This is a genomic window from Pseudotabrizicola alkalilacus (assembly GCF_003443995.1).
In the GTDB taxonomy this organism is placed as follows: Bacteria; Pseudomonadota; Alphaproteobacteria; order Rhodobacterales; family Rhodobacteraceae; genus Pseudotabrizicola; species Pseudotabrizicola alkalilacus.
Map to the genome: position 1 here is coordinate 46,621 of NZ_QWEY01000004.1, position 22,897 is coordinate 69,517.

22 protein-coding genes and 1 tRNA gene are annotated in these 22,897 nt (G+C 61.5%); 13 read left to right on the forward strand and 10 right to left on the reverse strand.

Features of this window, described 5'->3' with window-relative positions; genetic code table 11:
• Positions 1 to 53: 53 nt before the first annotated feature.
• The 3 genes from fzlA to rpe all read right to left on the reverse strand — a co-directional run bounded on the left by fzlA (position 54) and on the right by rpe (position 2,150).
• Complete coding sequence (fzlA, locus tag D1012_RS09005; RefSeq protein ID WP_118151316.1) at positions 54 to 719, reverse strand: FtsZ-binding protein FzlA; 666 nt, start codon at positions 717 to 719, stop codon at positions 54 to 56.
• A gap of 85 nt (positions 720 to 804) precedes the next feature.
• Complete coding sequence (gene gph, locus D1012_RS09010) at positions 805 to 1,464, reverse strand: phosphoglycolate phosphatase (protein WP_118151318.1); 660 nt, start codon at positions 1,462 to 1,464, stop codon at positions 805 to 807.
• Positions 1,461 to 2,150, reverse strand: coding sequence for a ribulose-phosphate 3-epimerase (gene rpe / locus D1012_RS09015; RefSeq protein ID WP_118151320.1), 690 nt, complete (start codon positions 2,148 to 2,150; stop codon positions 1,461 to 1,463). Before rpe ends, gph begins: the two co-directional genes overlap by 4 nt.
• 226 nt (positions 2,151 to 2,376) lie before the next feature.
• On the opposite strand from rpe, the gene D1012_RS09020 reads away from it, so the two are divergent.
• Positions 2,377 to 3,207 (forward strand): 3-oxoadipate:acetyl-CoA acetyltransferase, encoded by an 831-nt coding sequence (locus D1012_RS09020; protein WP_118151800.1) that lies wholly within the window; start codon positions 2,377 to 2,379, stop codon positions 3,205 to 3,207.
• Positions 3,208 to 3,301: 94 nt separating this feature from the next.
• On the opposite strand, the gene mtgA is transcribed toward D1012_RS09020, so the two are convergent.
• From mtgA to D1012_RS09060, 7 genes are all read right to left on the reverse strand, one after another.
• On the reverse strand, positions 3,302 to 4,036 hold the full coding sequence (gene mtgA, locus D1012_RS09025) for a monofunctional biosynthetic peptidoglycan transglycosylase (protein WP_118151322.1): 735 nt from the start codon (positions 4,034 to 4,036) through the stop codon (positions 3,302 to 3,304).
• Between the two features lie 529 nt (positions 4,037 to 4,565).
• Entirely contained in the window at positions 4,566 to 9,104 is a 4,539-nt protein-coding gene (gltB, locus tag D1012_RS09035) for a glutamate synthase large subunit (RefSeq protein WP_118151326.1), read from the reverse strand.
• Positions 9,105 to 9,107: 3 nt separating this feature from the next.
• Positions 9,108 to 9,578: a GFA family protein gene (locus D1012_RS09040; protein ID WP_233517068.1), complete on the reverse strand. Its 471-nt coding sequence runs from the start codon at positions 9,576 to 9,578 to the stop codon at positions 9,108 to 9,110.
• Positions 9,575 to 10,288: a hypothetical protein gene (locus D1012_RS09045; protein WP_118151328.1), complete on the reverse strand. Its 714-nt coding sequence runs from the start codon at positions 10,286 to 10,288 to the stop codon at positions 9,575 to 9,577. Before D1012_RS09045 ends, D1012_RS09040 begins: the two co-directional genes overlap by 4 nt.
• A 119-nt stretch (positions 10,289 to 10,407) precedes the next feature.
• The gene (locus D1012_RS09050) at positions 10,408 to 11,844 is read right to left on the reverse strand and encodes an NAD(P)-dependent oxidoreductase (RefSeq protein WP_118151804.1); all 1,437 of its coding nucleotides are present in this window, start codon (positions 11,842 to 11,844) and stop codon (positions 10,408 to 10,410) included.
• Between the two features lie 159 nt (positions 11,845 to 12,003).
• Complete coding sequence (locus D1012_RS09055) at positions 12,004 to 12,804, reverse strand: undecaprenyl-diphosphate phosphatase (RefSeq protein ID WP_118151330.1); 801 nt, start codon at positions 12,802 to 12,804, stop codon at positions 12,004 to 12,006.
• A gap of 4 nt (positions 12,805 to 12,808) precedes the next feature.
• Positions 12,809 to 13,795, reverse strand: a complete 987-nt coding sequence (locus D1012_RS09060) for a complex I NDUFA9 subunit family protein (RefSeq protein ID WP_118151806.1) — start codon at positions 13,793 to 13,795, stop codon at positions 12,809 to 12,811.
• A 166-nt stretch (positions 13,796 to 13,961) separates the two neighbouring features.
• On the opposite strand from D1012_RS09060, the gene D1012_RS09065 reads away from it, so the two are divergent.
• The 12 genes from D1012_RS09065 (at position 13,962) to D1012_RS09120 (ending at position 22,880) form a co-directional block, all read left to right on the forward strand.
• Positions 13,962 to 14,046: transfer RNA gene (locus D1012_RS09065), tRNA-Leu, on the forward strand.
• Positions 14,047 to 14,134: 88 nt separating this feature from the next.
• Positions 14,135 to 14,749 (forward strand): ribonuclease D, encoded by a 615-nt coding sequence (locus tag D1012_RS09070; protein ID WP_118151332.1) that lies wholly within the window; start codon positions 14,135 to 14,137, stop codon positions 14,747 to 14,749.
• 84 nt (positions 14,750 to 14,833) lie between these two features.
• Positions 14,834 to 15,439: a hypothetical protein gene (locus tag D1012_RS09075; protein ID WP_118151334.1), complete on the forward strand. Its 606-nt coding sequence runs from the start codon at positions 14,834 to 14,836 to the stop codon at positions 15,437 to 15,439.
• A gap of 28 nt (positions 15,440 to 15,467) precedes the next feature.
• Positions 15,468 to 15,956 (forward strand): lipopolysaccharide transport periplasmic protein LptA, encoded by a 489-nt coding sequence (gene lptA, locus D1012_RS09080; protein ID WP_118151336.1) that lies wholly within the window; start codon positions 15,468 to 15,470, stop codon positions 15,954 to 15,956.
• Entirely contained in the window at positions 15,953 to 16,714 is a 762-nt protein-coding gene (lptB, locus tag D1012_RS09085) for an LPS export ABC transporter ATP-binding protein (RefSeq protein ID WP_118151338.1), read from the forward strand. The genes lptA and lptB overlap by 4 nt, the downstream gene beginning before the upstream one ends.
• A gap of 231 nt (positions 16,715 to 16,945) precedes the next feature.
• Complete coding sequence (hpf, locus tag D1012_RS09090) at positions 16,946 to 17,521, forward strand: ribosome hibernation-promoting factor, HPF/YfiA family (RefSeq protein ID WP_118151340.1); 576 nt, start codon at positions 16,946 to 16,948, stop codon at positions 17,519 to 17,521.
• 35 nt (positions 17,522 to 17,556) lie between these two features.
• Positions 17,557 to 18,021: a PTS sugar transporter subunit IIA gene (locus tag D1012_RS09095; protein ID WP_118151342.1), complete on the forward strand. Its 465-nt coding sequence runs from the start codon at positions 17,557 to 17,559 to the stop codon at positions 18,019 to 18,021.
• Positions 18,022 to 18,028: 7 nt separating this feature from the next.
• Entirely contained in the window at positions 18,029 to 18,697 is a 669-nt protein-coding gene (locus D1012_RS09100) for an HAD family hydrolase (RefSeq protein ID WP_118151344.1), read from the forward strand.
• Complete coding sequence (locus tag D1012_RS09105; RefSeq protein ID WP_118151346.1) at positions 18,694 to 19,647, forward strand: sugar-binding transcriptional regulator; 954 nt, start codon at positions 18,694 to 18,696, stop codon at positions 19,645 to 19,647. The genes D1012_RS09100 and D1012_RS09105 overlap by 4 nt, the downstream gene beginning before the upstream one ends.
• Positions 19,648 to 19,753: 106 nt before the next feature.
• On the forward strand, positions 19,754 to 21,067 hold the full coding sequence (locus D1012_RS09110; RefSeq protein WP_118151348.1) for an ABC transporter substrate-binding protein: 1,314 nt from the start codon (positions 19,754 to 19,756) through the stop codon (positions 21,065 to 21,067).
• Between the two features lie 108 nt (positions 21,068 to 21,175).
• The gene (locus D1012_RS09115) at positions 21,176 to 22,048 is read left to right on the forward strand and encodes a carbohydrate ABC transporter permease (RefSeq protein ID WP_118151350.1); all 873 of its coding nucleotides are present in this window, start codon (positions 21,176 to 21,178) and stop codon (positions 22,046 to 22,048) included.
• A gap of 1 nt (position 22,049) precedes the next feature.
• A complete protein-coding gene (locus D1012_RS09120; protein ID WP_118151352.1) occupies positions 22,050 to 22,880 on the forward strand; it encodes a carbohydrate ABC transporter permease in 831 nt (276 codons plus the stop codon).
• The last annotated feature ends 17 nt before the right edge of the window (positions 22,881 to 22,897 follow it).

Consider the following 22,897-nt stretch of genomic DNA (forward strand, 5'->3'; position numbering starts at 1 on the left):
CGAAAAGCTGCCCTGTCAGATCGCTCCTCGATTTTTCGCAGAAAAATCGTGCCTCAGAAATCCAGATCGGCATAATGCGCGGGTGGCGGGAAGCCCGGCACCTGATCGGCCAGCAGCGTGCGGAAGCTGGGTCGTGACTTGATCTTGGCGTACCAGTCTTTCACCGTGGCCGAACGGTTCCAGTCCACATCGCTGATATAATCCAGACACGACAGATGCGCCGCTGCGGTGAAATCGGCCAGTGTCATGGTATCGCCCGCCAGCCAGCGGCGCTGGTCCAGAATCCACGCCATGTAATCCAGGTGAAACTTGATCCGCCCGGCCCCGAATTTCACATTCTTTGAATCCGGGTAGCCCAGCTTCATCACCTTCTTGTTCACCCGCTCATAGAGCAGCTTTGACGTGACATCCGCGTGGAACTTGTCGTCGAACCAGGCGCAGATCCGGCGCACCTCGTAGCGCATTTCGGGGTCGCGCGGCATCAGCGCCGGGGTGGGAAAGGTCTCATCCAGATATTCGCAGATCGCCTGACTTTCACTCAGCGTCTTCTGGTCCATCTTCAGGATCGGCACCTTGCCGGCCGGGTTGCGGCGCAGGAAATCGGGGGTCGGTTCCCAATAGCGCTCTTCCACCAGTTCCACCTCCAGCTTCTTTTCCGCCAGCGTCAGGCGCACTTTGCGGCAAAAGGGAGACAGCGGAAAATGATAGAGGCGGATCATGCAACACCCGTGCTAGGACTGTGCGAGTGATACAGGCCATGGCGCGGGGGATCAATGCGCAACCGCGTCTGGCCCGGTGGGCGGGTCAGACTGGGCGCATCTGCGCCACCAGCGCGGGCAGGGCATCGAATGTGGAAAACGCCACATCATGCGGCAGATCGGCCACAGGTGTCTTGCGATAGCCTTCGGTGAACAGCGCAAACGGCACACCTGCCGCCAGTGCCGTCGCCGCATCCACCTCACTGTCGCCCACATACAGCGTTGCCCCGCCACCCAGCGCCGCAATGCAGGCGTGCAGCGGAGCGGGGTCGGGCTTGGTGACGGCCAGCGTGTCACCCCCGATCACCACCTGAAAAAACCGCGCCAGCCCCAGATCGCGCAGCACGGCGCGGGCCGGGGCCTCGGGCTTGTTGGTGCAGACCGCCATCGCATGCCCGGCCTGCTGCAGGGCCGAAAGCACCGCCACCACCCCCGGATAGGTCCGTGTCAGGGCCGAAGAGGCAGCATTGTATTGGGCCAGCGTCACCCCCACCAACCGCGCATGATCGCCAAGGTTCATTCCGCAATGCCGGATCACCCGCTCCACCAGATTGGGCAGGCCAAGCCCGATAAAAGAGATCACCGTCGCCAGGTCCAGCGCATCCCGCCCCTCCCCCGCCAGCATCGCTGCCACGGCGGCGTGGATGTCGGGCGCGGAATCGACCAGTGTGCCGTCAAGATCAAAGACCAGATTGATGGGTCTCACAGCGCCGCCTCTGCCGCCGCCCTGATGGCGCGGATGTTTTCGCCATAGGGCGCGGGGTTGCTGACCGATCCGCCGCGGAACACCGCCGACCCGGCCACCAGCACATCGGCCCCGGCGGCGGCGACCAGCGGCGCGGTCTCTACTGTCACCCCGCCATCAATCTCGATATGCACCGGCCGGTCGCCGATCATCGCGCGCAAGCGCCGCACCTTTTCGACCTGCGACGGAATGAACTTCTGCCCGCCAAAGCCGGGGTTTACCGTCATCACACAGATCAGATCCACCATATCCAGCAGATAATGCACATCCTCGATCCCGGTGCCCGGATTGAGCGCCAGCCCCGCCTTGGCCCCTGCCCCACGAATGGCCTGCAAGGTACGGTGAATATGCGGCCCTGCCTCCAGATGCGCGGTGATCACATCGGCCCCGGCCTGGGCAAAGGCCTCGATATAGGGATCGACCGGGGCGATCATCAGGTGAACATCCATCACCCCCTTGATATGCGGGCGGATGGCAGCACAGGTGGCGGGGCCAAAGGTGATGTTGGGCACGAAATGCCCGTCCATCACATCGACATGCACCCAGTCACAGCCCTGCGCCTCGATCGCCTCGCATTCCAGCCCGAAATTGGCGAAATCTGCCGACAGGATCGACGGCGCGATCTTGATGCTGCGGTTAAAGGTCATGGCTTTCCCCTTTGTGCCCCGGCCTGCCGCTTTTGTGCTTTGGCCCCGCCCTCTTCAATCGTGAAAAGCCCGTCCGCGTCAATGGTCCGTCCGGTTCATCCGGGCCAAAATACGCCTGTTGGGCCCGTTGAACGTCCGCTCGGTGCGCCAGAGCTTTCCCGGCCATTGGCTTTGCGGTATCCAGCGGCAAGACAATGGTGAAACCGAATTTTCTGGATCGCTGCCCATGACCACACCCTGCATTCTGTGCGTTGCCATCACCGGATCGCTTCCGACCAAGGCCGACAATCCCGCGGTTCCCGTCAGCATTGCCGAACAGGTGGAGTCGACCCACGCAGCCTTTGAGGCGGGGGCCACGATCGTTCATGCCCATGTGCGCGATGATGAGGGCAAGCCAACATCCGACCCCGACCGTTTTGCCCGGCTGATGGAGGGGATCAAGGCGCATTGCCCCGGCATGATCATCCAGCTGTCGACCGGCGGGCGTTCCGGGGCGGGCCTGACCCGTGGCGGCATGCTGCCGTTGCGCCCGGATATGGCCAGCCTGTCGGTGGGGTCGAACAATTTTCCCACCCGCGTCTATGAAAATCCGCCGGATCTGGTCGACTGGCTGGCCGCCGAGATGCTGACCTATGGCGTCAAGCCCGAGGTCGAGGCGTTTGATCTGTCCCACATCCTGAAAGCCGCCGATATGGCAAAGCGCGGCCAGATTTCCGGCACGCCCTATGTACAGTTCGTGATGGGCGTCAAGAATGCGATGCCCGCCGACCGCGATGTGTTCGACTACTACATCCATACTGTGAAACGCCTGTTCGGTCCCGATGCGCCGTGGTGCGCGGCGGGGATCGGGCCAAACCAGATTGTTCTGAATGAATGGGCGATTTCCTCTGGTGGCCACGCCCGCACCGGGCTGGAAGACAACGTGCGGCTGGACAAATCCACGCTTGCACCGTCGAACGCAGCTCTCGTCCGCCGGGCGGCAGAGCTGTGCGAGAAATACGAACGCCCCGTCGCCACTTGGCAACAGGCCCGCCAGATCCTCGGGCTTTCTGCCTGAGCCTTTGGTTTTGCTTTGGCGTAAACAGCCTTGGAAGCTCGCCCCTATAAGGTCGCAGCGCCGGATACCCGTGCCGGCCTGACCGGCTGATCAACTAGCGGAAACAGCTGTCGCGGCCATCGGCGCCGATGGTTTCGGCCCCCGAGATGATCGACCGCGTCCGGTTGCGCACGAAATCCGACGGGTTTGACGCGGACCGCGCCTTTGGATCGGGCAGGATCGCCGCCAGCCGGGCGGCCTGCAGCGGGCTCAGGTCGCGGGCGTTGACGTTAAAGTAGTGCCGCGCGGCCGCCTGCACCCCGAACACGCCTTCGTCAAATTCAGCGACGTTGAGATAGACCTCCAGAATCCGCTGCTTGGACCAGATCAGCTCCACAGCCGGGGTCAGCACCCCCTCCATCGCTTTGCGCAGCCATGACCGGCCGTGCCAGAGGAAGACGTTTTTCACCACCTGCTGGCTGATGGTCGAGGCCCCACGATTGCCGCCCTGCGCCACCGCCGCGCGGATGGCGTTCATGTCGAATCCCCAGTGCAGGCAGAAATTCGCATCCTCGGCGGCGACGGCAGAGCGGCCCATCACCGGCGCAATATCCTCCCACGCGACCCATTCCCGCTGCACCGCGCCAAGCCGGGCGGATTCCTGCAGCTGGTAGATATTGACCGGCGGGTTAAGAAAGGAAAACAACAACACCAGCGCAGCAAACACCCCGGCAATCGCCAGAACAGCACGGGCCGTCCAGCGCAAGATTTGCCGCCGCAAAGAGCGTACGGGGGCCAGCAGCGGGGCTGGTTCTTTGCCCTTGCGGGGTTTCTTTGGTGTCGTGGCCATGCCGCCCTTAGGCCAAACCCGCACCACGCGGTCAAGGGCATATCAATATGAAGCAAAAGACCACTCAAAGAGGTGTACAATATATAGCCGAGTTATTGAGAAGACTCGCTACAAACTGTGTCGTCACCATTTTACGAAGTGTTCCCCTCTGGGAACCTCTTGAATCTTAACGATTCAATTGACTCCACACGGTTCAATGCAAGCTGTATTTTGATTGGAGCGGGATGGTTGCACCCATCCCGCTCCCACACTCAGGCATAGGAGGCCAGAATGAATAGCCATAGCGGCAACGTAGAGCTTAACACAATCAAGGTTCATCGAACAAGCTTGACCCACGAAGAAGCTATCCTCGTGTGGCGTCTACGCCAGCGAGGCGACAAGCAACACATCATTGCCGCAAAACTCGGTGTGAATCCGGGTCGAGTTGCAGATGTTTTGACTGGCAAGACTCACAAGAATGCGTGCCAGATAAGCACTCGTTAAATTTAAGGCCCTGGAGTTTTCCGGGGCCTTAAACTTTGTTTGAACCTTACTCCGCCGGAACCTTTACCGCCTCGTCACTCAGCGGATAGGGCAGGTGGATCAGCATTTCCTGCGGGCAGACCTGCAGGAAATTGGCGCGCTCTGCCTCCCAGTTCGCCAGGATGGACGCGGCCTTGCGGCTGCCGGTTTCGCGTGCATGGGCTTCGATCAGGCTGCGCAGCTGCGCCTCCCAATGCGGATGGTTGACAGCGCAGGTCACCAGCGATTCGAGGTTCATGAAGTCTTCGGCCAGACCATCGGGGTCATAGAGATACGCCATGCCCCCGGTCATCCCGGCCCCGAAGTTGGCACCGATCCGGCCCAGGATCACGGCAACACCGCCGGTCATGTATTCACACCCGTTCGAGCCGCAGCCTTCGACCACCACTTTCGCACCCGAGTTACGCACGGCAAACCGCTCTCCGGCGCGACCTGACGCATAGAGATAGCCATCGGTTGCGCCGTACAGCACGGTGTTGCCGATGATGGTATTTTCCGACGCATCCAGCGGCGAAGACATCATCGGGCGCACCACGATGGTACCGCCCGACAGGCCCTTGCCGACATAGTCGTTGGCATCGCCCATCACCTCCAGCTTCAGCCCACGCGCAGCAAAGGCGCCGAGCGACTGACCGGCATTGCCGCTCAGCTTGACCGTCAGATGGTCGGATTGCAGGCTGTTGCGCATGCCGAACTTGCGCACGATATGGCTCGATGCCCGCGTGCCGATGGTGCGGTGTGTGTTGCGCACCGCATACGACAGCTGCATCTTTTCGCCTTCCTCAAAGAAGCGCGCCCCATCACGGATAATCTCCGCGTCCAGCGTATCCGGCACCGCGTTGCGCGGTTTGGAGCGGTCATAGGTGATCCGGTTCGCGCCATCGACGGTGATCAGCAGCGGGTTGAGGTCGAGATCATCCAGATGTGCCGCACCACGGCTGACCTGCGTCAGCAGATCGGCACGGCCGATGATCTCATCCAATGACCGCGCACCGATACCAGCCAGAAGTTCCCGCACCTCTTGCGCGTAGAAGGTGATCAGGTTCACCACCTTGTCCGCCGTGCCGGTGAACTTTTTGCGCAGTTCTTCGTTCTGGGTACACACGCCCACCGGGCAGGTGTTGGACTGGCACTGACGCACCATGATGCAGCCCATGGCGATCAGCGCGGCGGTGCCGATGCCGAATTCCTCGGCCCCCATCATCGCCGCCATCACCACATCGCGGCCCGTCCGCAATCCGCCATCCGTGCGCAGCGTCACCCGGTCGCGCAGGTTGTTCATGCTCAGCACCTGATGCGCCTCGGTCAGGCCCATTTCCCAGGGCAGGCCCGCATATTTGATCGAGGTGCCGGGGGAAGCCCCGGTGCCGCCGTTATGGCCCGAGATCAGGATGATATCGGCCTTGGCCTTGGCCACGCCCGCCGCAATCGTGCCCACCCCGCTGGACGACACCAGCTTCACCGTCACCTTGGCGCGCGGGTTGATCTGTTTCAGGTCATAGATCAGCTGCGCCAGGTCTTCGATGGAGTAAATGTCATGATGCGGCGGCGGTGAAATCAGCGTCACGCCTTTGGTGCTGTGGCGCAGACGTGCAATCAGCTCGGTGACTTTCATGCCCGGCAGTTGCCCGCCCTCGCCCGGTTTCGCCCCTTGGGCGACCTTGATTTCCAGCTCTTCGCAGGCGTTGAGGTATTCCGCCGTCACGCCAAAGCGACCGGAGGCAACTTGCTTGATCTTGGCCGAGGGGTTGTCGCCATTGGCTTCGGGCAGGAAATGCGCCGGGTCTTCGCCGCCTTCACCGCTGTCAGACTTCGCGCCAATCCGGTTCATCGCGACGTTCAGCGTCTTGTGCGCCTCTGGCCCCAAGGCCCCAAGGCTCATCCCCGGCGTCACGAACCGCTTGCGGATGCTAGTGATCGATTCGACCTCTTCAATCGGCACCGGCTTGCCCAAGGGCTTGATGTCCAGCAAATCGCGAATGTGGATCGGCGGGTTGGCCCGCATCGCGGCGGTGTATTGCTTCCAGATGTCATAGCTGGCGCGGTCGCAGGCCGCTTGCAGCATGTGCATCGTCTGCGCTTCCCAGGCGTGTTTCTCACCCGAGCGCCGTGCCTTGTAGAATCCGCCGATAGGCAGCACATCGGCGCCGCCCAGCCAGCCCTTGGCATGAACCTCTTCCAGCTTTTGCTCGATCCCAGTCAGGCCGATGCCGGAAATGCGGCTGTGCATGCCGGGGAAATACTCGGCCACCATGGCGCGCGACAGACCCACCGCCTCGAAGTTCAACCCCCCGCGATAGCTGGAGATCACCGAAATCCCCATCTTCGACATGATCTTCAAAAGCCCGCCGTTGATGGCGTCGCGGTAGCGGCGCATGGCGTCGGTCAGGCTGCCTTCGATCAGGCCCCGATTGATGCGGTCGGCGATGGAGTCCTGTGCCAGATAAGCGTTGACCGTGGTGGCCCCGCAGCCGATCAGCACGGCAAAGTAATGCGGGTCGATACACTCTGCCGACCGCACGTTGACCGAACAGAACGTCCGCAGCCCCTTGCGCGTCAGCCAGCTGTGAACCGCGCTGGTCGCAAGGATCATCGGCATCGGCACCTTGTCCGGCCCCTGATGCTCATCGGTCAGCACCAGATGGCTGGCCCCCGACCGCACGGCATCTTCGGCCTCGGCCCGGATGCGCTCCAGCCCCTGCCGCAGATCATCAAGGCCCGGCGTGACCGGAAAGGTGCAGTCGATATAGGCGACATGTTCGCCGAAATGCCTGCACATCACGTCGAATTCGGAATTGGCAATGAACGGGCTTTCCAGCACCAGAATCTCGGTCTGAGTGGAGCTTTCGTCCAGCACGTTCTTTAGATTGCCGAACCGGGTTTTCAGGCTCATCACCCGGCTTTCGCGCAAGCTGTCGATGGGCGGGTTGGTGACCTGAGAAAAATTCTGGCGGAAGAAATGCGACAGCGGGCGATATACCGATGACAGCACCGCAGCCGGGGTATCATCGCCCATCGAGGCGATCATTTCCTTGCCGTCTTCGGCCATCGGGGCCAGAACCTGCTCCAGCTCTTCCACGGTAAAGCCAGCCGCGATCTGGCGTTTGCGCAGATCGGCGCCGTCGAACTGGGCCCGTTCCGGCACATCGCGCAACAGGCTGTTCAGATCAACGACCTTTTCAATCCAGTCGCCATAGGGGTTCGAGGCGGCCAGTTTGTCCTTCATCGCCGCGTCGTGGTAGAGCTTGCCGTCCTTCATATCGACGGCAATCATCTGACCCGGCCCCAACGCGCCCTTTTCGCGCACAGTGGTCTCGTCCACCGGCACCATCCCGGCCTCGGACCCGGCGATCAGCAACCCGTCGCCCGTCACCACATAACGCATCGGGCGCAGGCCGTTGCGGTCCAGCCCGCCACAGACCCAACGGCCATCGGTCATGGCAAGCGCCGCCGGGCCGTCCCACGGCTCCATCACGGCGTTGCAATAGGCGTACATATCGGCCCATGCCTTGGGCATGTCGGTGGTGGTCTTGCTCCACGCCTCCGGCACCAGCATGGTCTTTGCCATCGGGGCCGAGCGACCCGACCGCACCATCACCTCGAACACCGCATCCAGCGCGCCCGAGTCGGACGTGCCCGACGGGATGATCGGCTTGATGTCTTCGGCGGCGTCGCCAAAGTTGTTCGAGGCCATCCGGATTTCGTGCGACTTCATCCAGTTGACGTTGCCCTTCAGCGTGTTGATCTCGCCGTTATGGGCCAGCATGCGGAAGGGCTGGGCCAGCCACCACTGCGGGAACGTATTGGTCGAATAGCGCTGATGATAGATCGCAAAAGCGGATTCAAACCGCTCATCCATCAGGTCGGGGTAGAAGGTGGCGACCTGTTCAGCCAGCATCATGCCTTTGTAGATGATGCTGCGGCACGACAGGCTGCACAGATACAGCCCCTGAATCTGCGCCGCGAGGGCCGCTTTTTCGATGCGGCGGCGGATGATGTACAGCTCGCGTTCAAACTGCTCCTGATCAATGTCCTTTTCGCAGCGGATCAGGATCTGCTCAATCTCGGGCCGGGTCGCGTTGGCCTTTTCGCCCAGCACGGTGGTATCCACCGGCACATGCCGCCAGCCATAGATGTAATGGCCCATCCGCAGCACTTCGGCTTCGACGATGGTGCGGCAGCGCTCCTGCGCGCCAAAATCAGTGCGCGGCAGAAACACCTGCCCGACGGCAACCAGCTTGTGAATGTCGGGCTCGTGCCCGGTGCGGCGGATCACGTCGTAAAAGAACTTGACCGGGATCTGCACATGAATGCCCGCACCGTCGCCGGTCTTGCCATCGGCATCCACAGCGCCGCGGTGCCAGATCGCCTTCAGCGCGTCGATGCCGGATTGCACCACCTTGCGGCTGGGCTTGCCAGAGATCGCCACCACCAGACCGACGCCGCAGGATGAATGTTCGTCGTCGGCTTTATACAAGCCGTTGGCATCCATCCAGGCGCGCTTGGTCTCTTCTGCTTTTACCCAGGCTTCATCATAGATCGTCATGGCTCACTCCTCTGGGTTGGCGTCAGCGCCGAACATCGCAAGCGTTTCGGCACGGCTGATTTTTTTGGTCTCGCCCGTATAGGCAAAGCTGTCGGGCTTTTGATCGAAGAAGATTTCAGACTGCATCGTGAGGCCGTTCGCGTCATCGAACAGACCGATGAGAAGTTCGGTATTGCCGAAGTAAGGGCCTTCGGCAGTGACCATGTAATACAGCCCCGATCCGCAGCGCGCGCACCAGGCGCGTTTGGCCCAGTCGGATGTTTGCAACGTGGCGATATGCTCTGCACCCTGCCAGTCGATATTGGCCGATGGCACGGTGATCGCCAACAGGGCAGAGCCGGCCCAACGGCGGCACATCTCGCAATGACAGGCGCCAAAGATGTGGGTTTCCAGCTTGGCGGTAAAGCGGACGGCACCGCACAGACAGCCACCGGTGCGGCTGTCTGCCACCGGCATCTCAGCCTGCGCGCTCATTTGAAAGCCACCGGAATGGGGGCTGCCTCCGGGGCGGCCTGCGTCATCAGCGGGTCGCAGTCAAACAGCGGCTCGGTCGCGGCAAAGCCGGGATCATCCGGAAACAGGAATTTGACCGGGCTGCCATCCATCGGCAGGAAATCCCCCTCGGGACCGCGCCATTCCGACGGGCCGGAAAAGAACAGGCGCATCTCGGGGTGAATGTATTCATTGCCGCGCGACTGCCGCAGGATCACACCGTTCTGATCACTTTCGGTGAATTCGAACTGGGTTTCCGACAGCGTTACGCCATCAATGGTAAAGGTGCGCCCGGTCAGTGTGTCAAAGCCGTTGACCCGCGTTTGTTCGCCATTGTCGCGGCTGAGGTTGAAGGCAAAGGTATCGGTGCCCGACGCCAGCAGCTCAGAGAATGACGCCGGATCCGACGGATCAGGGTCCAGCGTCTGGCGCACGGCGGTCTGGCCCAGATCATAGCTTTCGACCCATTCGGCCTCATGGTTGATCCGGCTCAGAAAGAACGGCCCCTGCTGGTCAAAGTCAGCGCGCCACTGATCGCCGGGGGCATCGGCGCTGCATTTGTAGTGGTTCGACACCCGGCACTGCCGCGCCTGCACGGTCATGAATGTGGTACAGCCTTCGGGCGGGCTGAATGACCCGGCAAAGGCAGGGACCGGCAGCAAGACCGCGACGATCAGAACGTGTTTCAACATCAATCCAGCCCTCCGATCAGGTCAGCCATGCTGACCTGCGTCCATTTCCCTGACGGTTTTGCTTGCCATATGCCTGCCATACGTCTGCCAAACACGGATCATACGCCAACCATACCCGCCTATTCAGCAGCCACAGCCCCGGTTTGCGCCAGATACCCCATGATCGCATCCGCCGCTTCACGCCCGTCACGGATCGCCCAGACCACCAGCGACGCCCCGCGCACGATGTCGCCCGCCGCGTAAACGCCCGGCAGGCTGGTGGCATGGGTGCGGAAATCGGCCTTGATGGTACCCCAGCGGGTCACGGCCAGATCCGGCACGCCCCAAAGCGTCGGGACGTCCTCGGGCTCAAACCCCAGCGCCTGCACCACCAGATCAGCGCCTTCAACATAGTCGGCACCTTCAATCAGTTCAGGCATCTGACGGCCGGTGGCATCGGGCAGGCCAAGGCGCATTTTCTGCACCATCACGCCCTCAACCACCTCACCGCCGGTAAAGCCCTTGGGTGCGGAAAGCCACACGAATTCAACGCCTTCTTCCTCGGCGTTCTGCACTTCGCGCTGGCTGCCGGGCATATTGGCACGGTCGCGGCGATACAGGCATTTGACCGATGTGGCGCCCTGCCGTATCGCGGTGCGCACGCAATCCATCGCCGTGTCGCCACCGCCGATGACCACCACACGCTTGCCGGTCGCGTTCAGCTCGCCCGAGTCGAACTCCGGCACGTCGTCGCCAAAGCTTTTGCGGTTGCTGGCGGTCAGGTAATCCAGCGCCTTGACCACGCCACGCGCACCCACGCCGGGGGCCTCGATGTCGCGCGATTTATACACGCCGGTCGCGATCAGCACCGCATCGTGCTGGCCCCGGATCGCGTCAAAGCTGATATCAACGCCAACCGAGCAGTTGAGCACAAAATTCACGCCGCCCAGCTCCAGCTGTTCGATGCGCTGCATGACAACCGGCTTTTCCAGTTTGAAACCGGGGATGCCATAGGTCATCAGCCCCCCCGCGCGGTCATAGCGGTCATAGACGGTGACCTGATAGCCCTTGCGCCGCAGCACGTCAGCCGCGGCCAGACCGCCGGGGCCTGCGCCTATGATGGCGACGCTTTCGGCGCGCTCCACAGCGGGTTTGATCGGCTTGACCCAGCCATTTTCCCAGGCGGTATCGGTGATGTATTTCTCGACCGAGCCGATGGTCACGGTGCCATGGCCCGATTGTTCGATCACGCAATTGCCTTCGCACAGCCGGTCTTGCGGGCAGATCCGACCGCAGATCTCGGGGAATGTGTTGGTGGCCTGCGACAGCTCATAAGCCTCTTCCAGACGACCCTCGGCGGTCAGGCGGAGCCAGTCGGGGATGTTGTTGTGCAACGGGCAATGCGACTGGCAATAGGGCACACCACACTGGCTGCACCGCCCGGCCTGCTCTGCCGCCTTCTCTGCCGCGAACTCGCGGTAAATCTCATGGAAATCCTGATTGCGCAACGTAGGCGGGCGCTTTTCCGGCGTCTCTTTGGCGACGGTCACGAATTTGAGCATTTTCTGCGTGGCCAAGGCTGCGTCTCCCATGCGGATATCGGGTTCGCTTTCATACCCAAGGCCCGGATGGAATAAAAGTCAGCAATGCTGACCTTATTTGCGCTTTTTCATCACTTTGGTCAGCCGTGTTGACATTTTTTTCAAAAATTAGGTCAGTAAGTGATACCCAATCCGTTACGCCCCCGCCCAAAGCCCGATCAACGCAAGTGTTCCGACAGTGATTCGCCACCAGCCAAACACCGCGTAACCGTGTTTTCCAATGAACCCCAACACCGAGCGCACGACAATGATCGCGGTGAGAAAGGCCACGGCAAAACCCACGGCGATATCGGCAACCGCCGAAAAATCCAGCAAATCGCGGGATTTGAACAGATCGTAGGCAACGGCTGCCCCCATCGTGGGCAAGCTGAGCAGAAAGGAAAACTCTGCCGCTGCCCGCTTTTCCACACCAAGCATCAAAGCGCCCACAATCGTCGCCCCCGAGCGCGACACCCCCGGCACCATGGCCAGACACTGGCAAAACCCGACAATGAGCGCCTTGCGCAGCGGCAGTTCCATTGCGTCGAAATGCACAGGCGGCGGCGCAATGCGGTCGATGACCAGCAGGATAACCCCGCCGACAATCAGCATCACGGCAATCAGCATCGGCGATTCAAACAGCACCGTCTTGATAAAGTCATGCGCCAGCAGGCCGATAAAGACGGCGGGCAGGAACGCGATCAGCAGCGACATCAGCGCGCGCAACGCCGCCGGATCGGTCCGCGCCCGCAGCGCCAGCCCGGTCAGCTTCACCGCATAAAGCGAGATCAGCGCCAGCACCGCCCCGAGCTGGATCACCACCTCAAAGGTATTGCCGGGGCTGTCAAAGCCCAGAAAATGACCGGCCAGCAGCAGATGCCCGGTCGAAGACACCGGAATAAACTCGGTCAGCCCTTCGAGCAGACCAAGAAGGGCAGCGAGAAAGATATTGTCCACAGTATCAGGCTTTCTTCAGGTTCTTTGCTGACCGCTTGATGGCCGCATATTGGCCCGACGGGCGGTAGGGCCACAGATATTCGGGCAGAACAGAATCGATGGAGGTTGGCGCAATGCCCAGATCGGCAAAGCCCTTTGCCCCATCGGCCACCACATTGTCGCGCGCGAGGTTTCTGACCTGATCGCGGGTCAGCATCTTGTTTTCGAACAGGCCTGCGGTCAGCGTCTGCAACAGATCAAACGTGCCGCCCATCAATCGGGCGGCAAAGAACGGAATGTTCACCACAAGACGGCGACGCTGGATCACGCCCAGCATTTTTGCCATCAGATCGCGGAAGGTGGCGACATCGGGGCCACCCAACTCGTAGATACCGGGCGTGGCCTGACCATTGGCTGCCAGCACAGCGGCCTGGGCGACATCATCGACATAAACCGGCTGAAAGCGGGTATTGGCACCAACAACCGGCAGGATCGGCGTCAGGGTAGACATGCCGGCAAAGCGATTGAAGAACTGGTCCTCGGTGCCGAAGATCACCGAAGGGCGCAGTATCACAGCTGACGGATAGGCGGCCAGAACCGCCGCCTCGCCCTTGGCCTTGCTGCGGGCGTAGTCGCTTGGGCTGGCCGTGTCGGCCCCGATGGCAGACAACTGCACCAGATGCGGCACACCCAATTCAGTCGCGATGCGGGCCACGCGGGCGGCCCCCTGCGTCTGAACCGAATCAAAGGTGTTCTTGCCAGACCGGTTCAGGATGCCGACGCAGTTGATCACGGCATCCGCGCCGGTCATCACCGATTGCACCGAGGAATCATCACGGATGTTGCACAGCACAGGTTCGACCTGACCGGGCACACCGTAGGGGCGGACGAACAGCGCGTCATTGGGACGGCGCACCGCCACGCGCACGCGCCAGCCCTCTTTGGCCATGCGGCGTGCGATATAGCGACCGACGAAACCCGAACCGCCGTAGATGGTGACAAGCTTGCTCATGCGCGCGACCCCTTTTGGCCTGACGAAACCTGCAACTTCCATAGCTTTCACACCCTTCACGGGCAAGATGAAAGGCCGTCGCATCTGGTTTGAGTTTTTTACAACAAACCGCTTTTCTCCCCGTTGACACCCCCGCACTGGCCGCATAGAAGCCGCCTACACCATCGCCCAGATGGCGGAATTGGTAGACGCACTGGTTTCAGGTACCAGCGCTGCAAGGCGTGGAGGTTCGAGTCCTCTTCTGGGCACCAAATTCAAAACGGCCGTCCTTCGGGACGGCCGTTTTCATTTGTGCCGCGGCCTGCTAAGGCGGCACATCATGTTCAAAGGGGCCACCGCGTGACGATTCACCTGCACAAGAACGACCTTCCCGATGGCCTTTCCCTTGGCCCGGTGGTGGCGATTGATACCGAAACCATGGGCCTTGATCCCCGGCGGGACCGGCTGTGTGTCGTGCAACTGTCGGATGGCAACGGCGATGCGCATCTGGTGCAGATCGCGCTTGGCCAGACCAGCGCCCCCAATCTGGAGCGTTTGCTGACCGACCCCAACACGGTGAAACTGTTCCACTTTGGCCGTTTTGACATCGCCGCGCTGAAAAATGCGTTTGGCGTGACGACTCAGCCGGTGTGGTGCACCAAGATCGCCTCGCGGCTGATCCGCACCTTTACTGACCGGCATGGTCTGAAGTACCTGCTGCTGGAACTGGTCGGCGTGGATGTGTCCAAACAGCAGCAGACCAGCGACTGGGGCGCACAGACCCTGACCGAAGCGCAAAAGGATTATGCGGCATCGGATGTGCTGTACCTGCATGCGCTGAAAGCCGAGTTGGAAAAGCGGCTGGAACGTGAAGGCCGCACCGATCTGGCCAACCGGCTGTTTGCATTTTTGCCAACGCGGGCAGAGCTGGACCTGATGGGCTGGGCGGAACCTGCCGATATCTTTCACCACTAAGCGGGCTGCCGCCGAAGGGGCAAAGCTGGCGGTTGGCCGAATCCGCCGCTGCCTGTAGCCTTGGACTGAATGAGCAGAGCCCCCATGATCGAAACGGACATCCATTCGCGGCTGATCGGCTGGCTCAAGATTGTGCTGCCGTTGCTGGCGCTTGTCATCCTGTCGACGCTGTTTCTGGTGGCCCGCACGATCAACCCTGATGATGCTATTCCCTATGCAGAGGTCGATGTGGAAGAGCGCCTGCGCGAACCCCGCATGACCGCCCCTACCTATGCAGGACTGACCAATGACGGCGCAGCGCTGACGGTGACCGGCGAAGAGGCGCGGCCTGCTGTGACCGATGGCGCGGGGGCCAGCGCGACGGTGCTGAACGGCGTGCTGGAAACCCCGGACGGCGCACGGACCGAACTTGTGGCAGGGGCGGGCCGGATCGACTCCGCGACCCGGCAGATCCTGCTATCGGGCGGGGTGACGGTAACGTCATCTTCGGGCTGGCAAGTTCAGGGGGACACGCTGAGCGCGGCGATGGATGCCACCGACATTTTGCTGCCCAGCGATGTCACCGCCACCGGGCCCGCCGGCATTGTCACCGCCGACAGTATGCGGCTGACAAAAGAGGCGGGGACCGAGGGCCGCTATCTTCTGGTTTTCAATGGCGACGTGAAGCTGATATACCAACCGGCAAATTGATCACACGCCCCTTTCCCACAGGCAACACATGTACCAGTTCTTGCGCGCCCTTTGTCTTGCCGCAGTCTTTGCGCTTCCCGCCGTTGCGCAACAGGCCAATATCCGCTTTGGCGGATTGCAACAGGACAGCTCGCTGCCGGTCGAGGTGACCTCTGACTCGCTGTCGGTAGATCAGGGCAGCGGGGCGGCGGTGTTTACCGGCAATGTGATGGCAAAACAGGGGGATATGCGTCTGACCGCAGAGAATATCCGGGTGGAATACACCAGCGATGGCGATGGCATTGACCGTTTGATCGCGACCGGGAATGTCACCCTTGTCAGCCCGACTGATGCCGCCGAGGCGTCAGAGGCGGTGTATACCATTGCCAGCGGCACTGTGGTGATGACCGGCGATGTCTTGCTGACCCAGGGTCGTGCTGCGATTTCAGGCCAGGAACTGACCGTGAACCTGCAAGACGGAACCGGCACCATGACCGGCGGGGTCAAGACCGTCTTTCAGCCCGGTGAAGCGCCTTGACCCCCAGCCCGTCGCTTTCCGTCACCCAGGGCAGTGCGGGTCTTGTGATCCGGTCACTGCGCAAGAGCTACAAGAAGCGTCCGGTCATCCGCGACGTGTCGATGCATCTGAGCCGGGGCGAGGTCGTGGCGCTGCTGGGTCCGAACGGTTCGGGCAAGACCACGTGCTTTTACGCCATTGCCGGTCTGGTCACGCCCGAGGGCGGACAGGTCATCATCGACGGCAAGGATGTGACCGCCCTGCCGATGTATCGGCGCGCCCGGCTTGGCATCGGCTATCTGCCGCAGGAAGTCAGCATTTTCCGGGGACTGTCGGTCGAAGACAATATCCTTGCGGTGCTGGAGATCACCGATCTTGACCACCACAAGCAACGCGAACGGCTCGAAGAGCTGCTGAGCGAGTTTTCGATCACCCACCTGCGCCGCGCGCCCGCGCTGGCGCTCTCGGGCGGAGAGCGGCGCCGGGTAGAGATTGCCCGCTGTCTGGCGGCCAACCCGAAATATCTGCTGCTGGATGAACCCTTTGCCGGGGTGGACCCGATCGCGGTGGGAGAAATCCGCAGTCTGGTGCATGATCTGAAATCGCGTGGCATCGGGGTGCTGATCACCGATCACAACGTCCGGGAAACGCTGGAAATTGTGGATCGTGCCTATATTCTGCACGATGGTCATGTACTGATGAGCGGCACCACGGATGAGGTGGTACGCGACGAAACGGTACGCCGCGTCTATCTGGGACAGAATTTCCGCATCTCGTGACCTTTGTCAGATGACATTTGAGTGACGTTTCGGTTGACAAGCCGGGCCCGCCTGTCGCCAAATACCCGTGATGCGTGCAAAGACCCGCCCTGTGCCAAGCCTGCCCTGCGGCCGCCTTCCGGCCCCGCCACCTTGCAGATGCGCCACAGGCCCCCATGTCAGAGAGAGAAGACCTTTGGTCACGGGCACTCTGCCCGGTGCCAGAGCAAGAAGCCGCGCGGAGGAGACATCATGCGCTATCAGATCAGTGGAAAACAGATCGACATCGGAGAAGCCCTTCAGACTCACGTAAAGTCGGAACTTGGTGAAGTGGTCGAGAAATATGCCCAACGCCCGACCGAGGCCGTTATCGTCTTTTCCCGCGTGGCACATGAATATGTGTGCGAAACCGTGATCCATCTTTCCACCGGACTGACCGCACAGGCCAAGGGCCATGCCACTGAAATCTATGCGGCTTTTGAGTCCTGCCGCGAAAAGATGGACAAGCAGTTGCGCCGCTACAAGCGCCGGATCCGCAACCACCACTCTGCCCGTACGACACCTGTTGAATTTGGCGGGGCATCCTCGTATATCCTCGCCCCGACTGAGGACGCCGAAGATGTGGAGCCGGACAGCCTCCAGCCGATCGTGATCGCCGAGATGGAGACGAAGATTCCTTCGATCACCGTCGGTGAAGCCGTGATGCAGCTGGAGATTGGCGGGCAACGCATGGTGGTGTTCCGCAACGAAGGGCACGGCGGGGTGAATGTGGTCTATCGTCGTGATGACGGCAACATAGGCTGGATCGACCCGCGTAACAGCAAGTAAGGGCAGCCAAGGGCTGTTCGGGAACACGACCGTCCATGGAACTAGCAAAGCTACTCACGCCCGGCGCCGTTCGCGTCGTCGGGCAGATCACCAGCAAGAAGCGTCTCTTTCAGGAGTTGGGAGAGATGGTCGCCTCCAGCTACGGGCTGACGGCGGCCATTGCGGTGGACGGTTTGCAGGAACGCGAAAGCCTTGGCCCGACCGGTGTGGGCCATGGCATCGCGCTGCCGCATGCGCGGCTGGAAGATCTTGACCGGATCGTGGGCGTCTTCATTCGTCTGGAAAAGCCGCTGGATTATGACAGCGTGGATCGCCAGCCGGTCGATCTGATCTTTGGGTTGTTTGCGCCAAAGGATTCGGGTGTCGATCACCTCAAGGCGCTGGCGCTGGTCAGCCGCACGATGCGTGATCAAAGCGTAGTTACCAAGCTGCGCGCCAACACAGACCCGGCAAAGCTGCATGCGATCCTGACCGAATCCCGCGCCCCTCAAGCGGCCTGACTCCCGTATGAGCCGCGGTCTTGTCATCTTTGACTGTGATGGCGTGCTGATCGACAGCGAGATCATCAGCGCACGGATGCTGATCGAGGCTTTGGCCGCGCGCGGCGTGGTGATTGATCTGCCCTATGTCGCGCGGCACTTTCTGGGCCGCAGCTATCCGGTGGTGATGGCGCAGATCAGGGCCGAGTTCGGGTTGGACCTGCCCCCCAGTTTTGAAGACGATTACCGCGACCGGCTGCTCGAAGGCTTTCGGGCCGGACTCAAGATCATGCCGCATGTGGCTGAGGTGATCGAGCAGCTTGCGGTGCCCTGCTGTGTGGCCACCTCATCCAGCCCGCGCCGGGCAGAGATGTCGTTGCGGCTGGTGGGATTGTGGGACCGGCTGGGCGCACGGATCTTTACCGCGAGTCAGGTGGCGCGTGGCAAACCGGCGCCCGATCTGTTCCTGTTTGCCGCCGAGCGCATGGGCTTTGCGCCAGAGCAATGTCTGGTGATCGAGGACAGTTTGACTGGTGTGACCGCAGCCCGTGCAGCGGGTATGGAGGTCTGGCAGTTTACCGGCGGCAGCCATATGACCGGGCTTGATCTGGCAGATAGTGCCAGCGCCCGCCCGGATCTGCGCTTTACCTCATTTGCGGAGTTCTTTCAGATGGCCCCGGAGGCGCAGAAGCAATGAGCCGGATCGAGCACAGCGACCCTACCCCACAGGATGACGCCGCCCGGGCCGGCTGGCTGTATTATGTCGGCGGCATGACCCAGGATCAGATCGCGGCTGAACTGGGCATCAGCCGCCAGCGAGCGCAGCGGCTGGTGGCCAAGGCGATGGCGGATGGGTTGATCCACGTGCGGCTGAACCACCGGATCGGGGCGTGCCTTGATCTGGAATCGGCTTTGCGCGACCGTTTTGGTCTGGGCCGCTGCCGGGTATCGCCGTCGCTGGGTGGGGCTGACCCGGTGCTGTCCATCGCGCCCGCCGCCGCCGCCGAGTTGGAGCGGGTGCTGCGCCTGCCCGAGCCGCTGACCATCGCGCTGGGAACCGGGCGGGCGCTGCGCGGCATGGTGGATGCCGTCGCCCCGTTGGATGCGGCCCATCACCGTCTGGTGTCGCTGATCGGCAATATTGCGCCCGACGGATCGGCCAGCTTTTTCGATGTGATCATGCGGGTGTCTGACAAGGTCCGCGCCCCGCATTACCCGATGCTGGTGCCGGTGATTTCCCCCACCAGTGCCGAGCGTGACGCGTTCCGCGCGCTGGGTCCGGTCAAGCGGGTGGCTGATCTGGCCCGCAGCGCCGATGTGGTCTTTGTCGGCGTCGGGCAGATGTCTGACGATGCGCCACTGCTGGCTGACGGGTTCGTGACCCGCGCCGAGCTGGACCAGATGCGCGCCGCTGGCGCTGCGGGCGAGGTGGCGGGCTGGGTGTTTGATTCGGACGGTCAGTATCTGGATGTCGGCACCAATACCCGAACCGGCGGGGTGCGGGTGGAGCAGAAACTTGATCGCCCGGCGATTGGCATTGCTGCGGGTGCATCCAAGGTTCCGGCGATCTGCGCCGCTTTGAAGTCGCGCATTATCAATGGTCTGATCACTGACGAGGTCACTGCTCGGACAATACTGGCACTTTGACCGCTTTGCATCTGCGGCGGATGAGGGGGCTTGACGGATCGGGGCTAGATGTGAGTAATTGCCCATCAAGCGATGATTTGCTCATTCGCTGACAGGGAGGATACCAATGACACTCACACTCCGCGCGCTGCTTGGCGCGACGGTTTCGCTGACCCTGGCGGGAGCCGCCATGAGCGAAACCACCATCACCGTGGCCACCGTGAACAACGGCGACATGATCCGCATGCAAGGTCTGATGGATGACTTTTATGCCAAACACCCCGACATCAAGGTGGAATGGGTGACGCTGGAAGAAAACGCTCTGCGCCAGCGGGTGACCACAGATATCGCCACCAAGGGCGGCCAGTTCGACGTGCTGACCATCGGCACCTATGAAGTGCCGATCTGGGGCAAGCAAGGCTGGCTGGTCAGCCTGAACGATCTGCCCGCCGAATATGACGTGGACGACCTGCTGCCCGCAATCCGGGGCGGGCTGACCGTCGATGGCGAGCTGTATGCAGCACCGTTCTACGGCGAGTCGTCGATGGTCATGTATCGCAAAGACCTGATGGAAGCGGCGGGCCTGACCATGCCGGACGCCCCGACCTGGGACGAGATCAAGACCGCCGCCGCCGCAATGACCGACAAATCGGCCGAGCAATACGGCATCTGTCTGCGCGGCAAGGCCGGTTGGGGCGAGAACATGGCGTTCCTGACCGCGATGTCGAACAGCTACGGCGCGCGCTGGTTTGATGAAAACTGGAAACCACAGTTCGATGGCGAGGCATGGAAAGCAACGCTGACCGACTATCTGGCGCTGCTGAACGATTACGGCCCTCCGGGTGCCGCGAACAACGGCTTTAACGAAAACCTGTCGCTGTTCCAGCAAGGCAAATGCGGCATGTGGATTGACGCCACTGTGGCCGCTTCCTTTGTGACCAACCCGACGGATTCGACCGTGGCCGACAAGGTCGGCTTTGCCCTCGCCCCCGATACCCGCAAAGGCAAGCGCGGCAACTGGCTTTGGGCCTGGTCGCTGGGCGTTCCAGCCGGCACGCAAAAGGTTGATGCAGCCAAGGCGTTTGTCGCCTGGGCCACATCGAAAGAGTATCTGGAAGTTGTTGCAGCCAAAGAAGGCTGGGCCAATGTACCGCCGGGAACCCGGTCGTCGCTCTATGCCAACCCGGAATACCAGAAGGTGCCGTTTGCGCAGATGACGCTGGACAGCATCAACTCGGCGGATCCGAACAGCCCGACGGTTGACCCGGTGCCGTATGTCGGCGTGCAATTCGTCGCCATCCCCGAGTTTCAGGGGCTGGGCACCGCCGTTGGCCAACAGTTCAGTGCCGCCCTTGCTGGCACGATGACAGCCGAAGCCGCCCTCGCCGCGGCACAGACGCTGGTGACGACGGAAATGACGCGGTCTGGCTACATCAAGTAACCAGCCTCTCCCGTGGTGCCGGGGCTGCAAGCCCGGCATCACAGACTGGTGCCGGGTGCCTCCACCCGGCACCCCCTTCCCCGCAATTCCCGACCAAGGACCAAGCCGATGGCAACCGCCCATTCCCGGACTGCTGCGCGTCTGATGCTGTCTCCCGCCGTCATCCTGCTGCTTTTGTGGATGATCGTCCCGCTGGGGATGACGCTGTACTTCAGCTTCCTGCGCTACAACCTGTTGATGCCGGGGATGGAGACGTTCGTTGGCTTTGAAAATTACTACTACTTTATCAACCAGCCCGCGTTCTGGTCGGCCCTGTCGAACACGCTGATCCTTGTGCTGGGGGTCCTGTGCATCACCGTGGTCGGTGGCATCCTGCTGGCGCTGCTGCTGGATCAGCCGTTCTGGGGTCAGGGCATCGTGCGGGTGCTGGTGATTGCACCGTTCTTTGTCATGCCCACCGTATCGGCGCTGGTGTGGAAGAACATGTTCATGAACCCGGTGAACGGCATCTTCGCCCACATCGCCAAATCGCTTGGCCTGCAACCGTTTGATTTCCTGTCACATGCGCCGCTGGCCTCGATCATCCTGATCGTGGCCTGGCAATGGCTGCCCTTTGCCACGCTGATCCTGCTGACCGCGCTGCAATCGCTGGACCGCGAACAGCAAGAGGCAGCCGAAATGGATGGCGCAGGCTGGATGCAGCGGTTTGTCTATCTGACTGTGCCGCATCTGACCCGCTCGATCACCGTTGTCATCCTGATCCAGACCATTTTCCTGCTGTCGGTCTTTGCTGAAATTCTGGTGACCACCAATGGCGGCCCCGGCACGGCATCGACCAACCTGACCTACCTCGTCTATGCGCAATCCCTGCTGAATTACGACGTGGGCGGTGGATCGGCGGGCGGCATCATCGCGGTCATTCTGGCCAATATCGTTGCGATCTTCCTGATGCGGATGATCGGCAAGAATCTGGAGGCATGACATGGCCCGCAAAGCCTCAAACACCCGCAAGGCCGTTGTCACCATAGCTGCGTGGAGCATCGGGTTCCTGATCTTCTTCCCGATCCTGTGGATCATCATCCTTGGCTTCAAATCCGAAGGCGATGCGATCAAGACTCCGCTGCAGGTGCTGTTCAGCGACTGGACGCTGCAAAGCTACCACGATGTGCAGGCACGGTCGAACTATGGCCGCCACTTCTGGAATTCGGTGATCCTGTCGGTCGGGTCGACCGTGATCGCTCTGGCCATTGCCATTCCGGCGGCATGGTCGATGGCCTTTGTGCCAGGTCGGCGGACCAAAGATCTGCTGATGTGGATGCTGTCGACCAAGATGATGCCCGCCGTTGGCGTGCTGGTGCCGATGTATCTGCTGTTCCGCGACTTTGGCCTCTTGGACAGTCGGATCGGGCTGGTCGGCGTGCTGACCCTGATCAACCTGCCGATCGTGGTCTGGATGCTCTACACCTATTTTAAGGAAATCCCCGGCGAGATTCTGGAAGCCGCGCGGATGGATGGGGCCAGCCTGAAGTCGGAAATCCTGTATGTTCTGACGCCGATGGCGGTGCCCGGCATCGCCTCGACCATGCTGTTGAACATCATTCTTGCCTGGAATGAGGCGTTCTGGACGCTGCAACTGACCACATCGCAGGCGGCCCCGCTGACGCAATTCATCGCCAGCTATTCCAGCCCCGAAGGCTTGTTCTACGCAAAACTCAGCGCGGCCAGCACCATGGCCATCGCTCCGATCCTGATCCTTGGCTGGTTCAGTCAAAAGCAACTCGTGCGCGGCCTGACCTTTGGCGCGGTGAAGTGAGGACGACGCGAAATGGA

Excerpts from the sequence above, each read along its gene's own strand:
- fzlA (WP_118151316.1), bottom strand. The coding sequence starts at position 719 with ATGATCCGCCTCTATCATTTTCCGCTGTCTCCCTTTTGCCGCAAAGTG.
- rpe (WP_118151320.1), bottom strand. The coding sequence starts at position 2,150 with ATGACCTTTAACCGCAGCATCAAGATCGCGCCGTCGATCCTGTCGGCA.
- D1012_RS09020 (WP_118151800.1), top strand. The coding sequence starts at position 2,377 with ATGACCACACCCTGCATTCTGTGCGTTGCCATCACCGGATCGCTTCCG.
- mtgA (WP_118151322.1), bottom strand. The coding sequence starts at position 4,036 with ATGGCCACGACACCAAAGAAACCCCGCAAGGGCAAAGAACCAGCCCCG.
- gltB (WP_118151326.1), bottom strand. The coding sequence starts at position 9,104 with ATGACGATCTATGATGAAGCCTGGGTAAAAGCAGAAGAGACCAAGCGC.
- D1012_RS09040 (WP_233517068.1), bottom strand. The coding sequence starts at position 9,578 with ATGAGCGCGCAGGCTGAGATGCCGGTGGCAGACAGCCGCACCGGTGGC.
- D1012_RS09045 (WP_118151328.1), bottom strand. The coding sequence starts at position 10,288 with ATGTTGAAACACGTTCTGATCGTCGCGGTCTTGCTGCCGGTCCCTGCC.
- D1012_RS09060 (WP_118151806.1), bottom strand. The coding sequence starts at position 13,795 with ATGAGCAAGCTTGTCACCATCTACGGCGGTTCGGGTTTCGTCGGTCGC.
- D1012_RS09075 (WP_118151334.1), top strand. The coding sequence starts at position 14,834 with ATGATCGAAACGGACATCCATTCGCGGCTGATCGGCTGGCTCAAGATT.
- lptA (WP_118151336.1), top strand. The coding sequence starts at position 15,468 with ATGTACCAGTTCTTGCGCGCCCTTTGTCTTGCCGCAGTCTTTGCGCTT.
- hpf (WP_118151340.1), top strand. The coding sequence starts at position 16,946 with ATGCGCTATCAGATCAGTGGAAAACAGATCGACATCGGAGAAGCCCTT.
- D1012_RS09095 (WP_118151342.1), top strand. The coding sequence starts at position 17,557 with ATGGAACTAGCAAAGCTACTCACGCCCGGCGCCGTTCGCGTCGTCGGG.
- D1012_RS09100 (WP_118151344.1), top strand. The coding sequence starts at position 18,029 with ATGAGCCGCGGTCTTGTCATCTTTGACTGTGATGGCGTGCTGATCGAC.
- D1012_RS09105 (WP_118151346.1), top strand. The coding sequence starts at position 18,694 with ATGAGCCGGATCGAGCACAGCGACCCTACCCCACAGGATGACGCCGCC.
- D1012_RS09110 (WP_118151348.1), top strand. The coding sequence starts at position 19,754 with ATGACACTCACACTCCGCGCGCTGCTTGGCGCGACGGTTTCGCTGACC.
- D1012_RS09115 (WP_118151350.1), top strand. The coding sequence starts at position 21,176 with ATGGCAACCGCCCATTCCCGGACTGCTGCGCGTCTGATGCTGTCTCCC.
- D1012_RS09120 (WP_118151352.1), top strand. The coding sequence starts at position 22,050 with ATGGCCCGCAAAGCCTCAAACACCCGCAAGGCCGTTGTCACCATAGCT.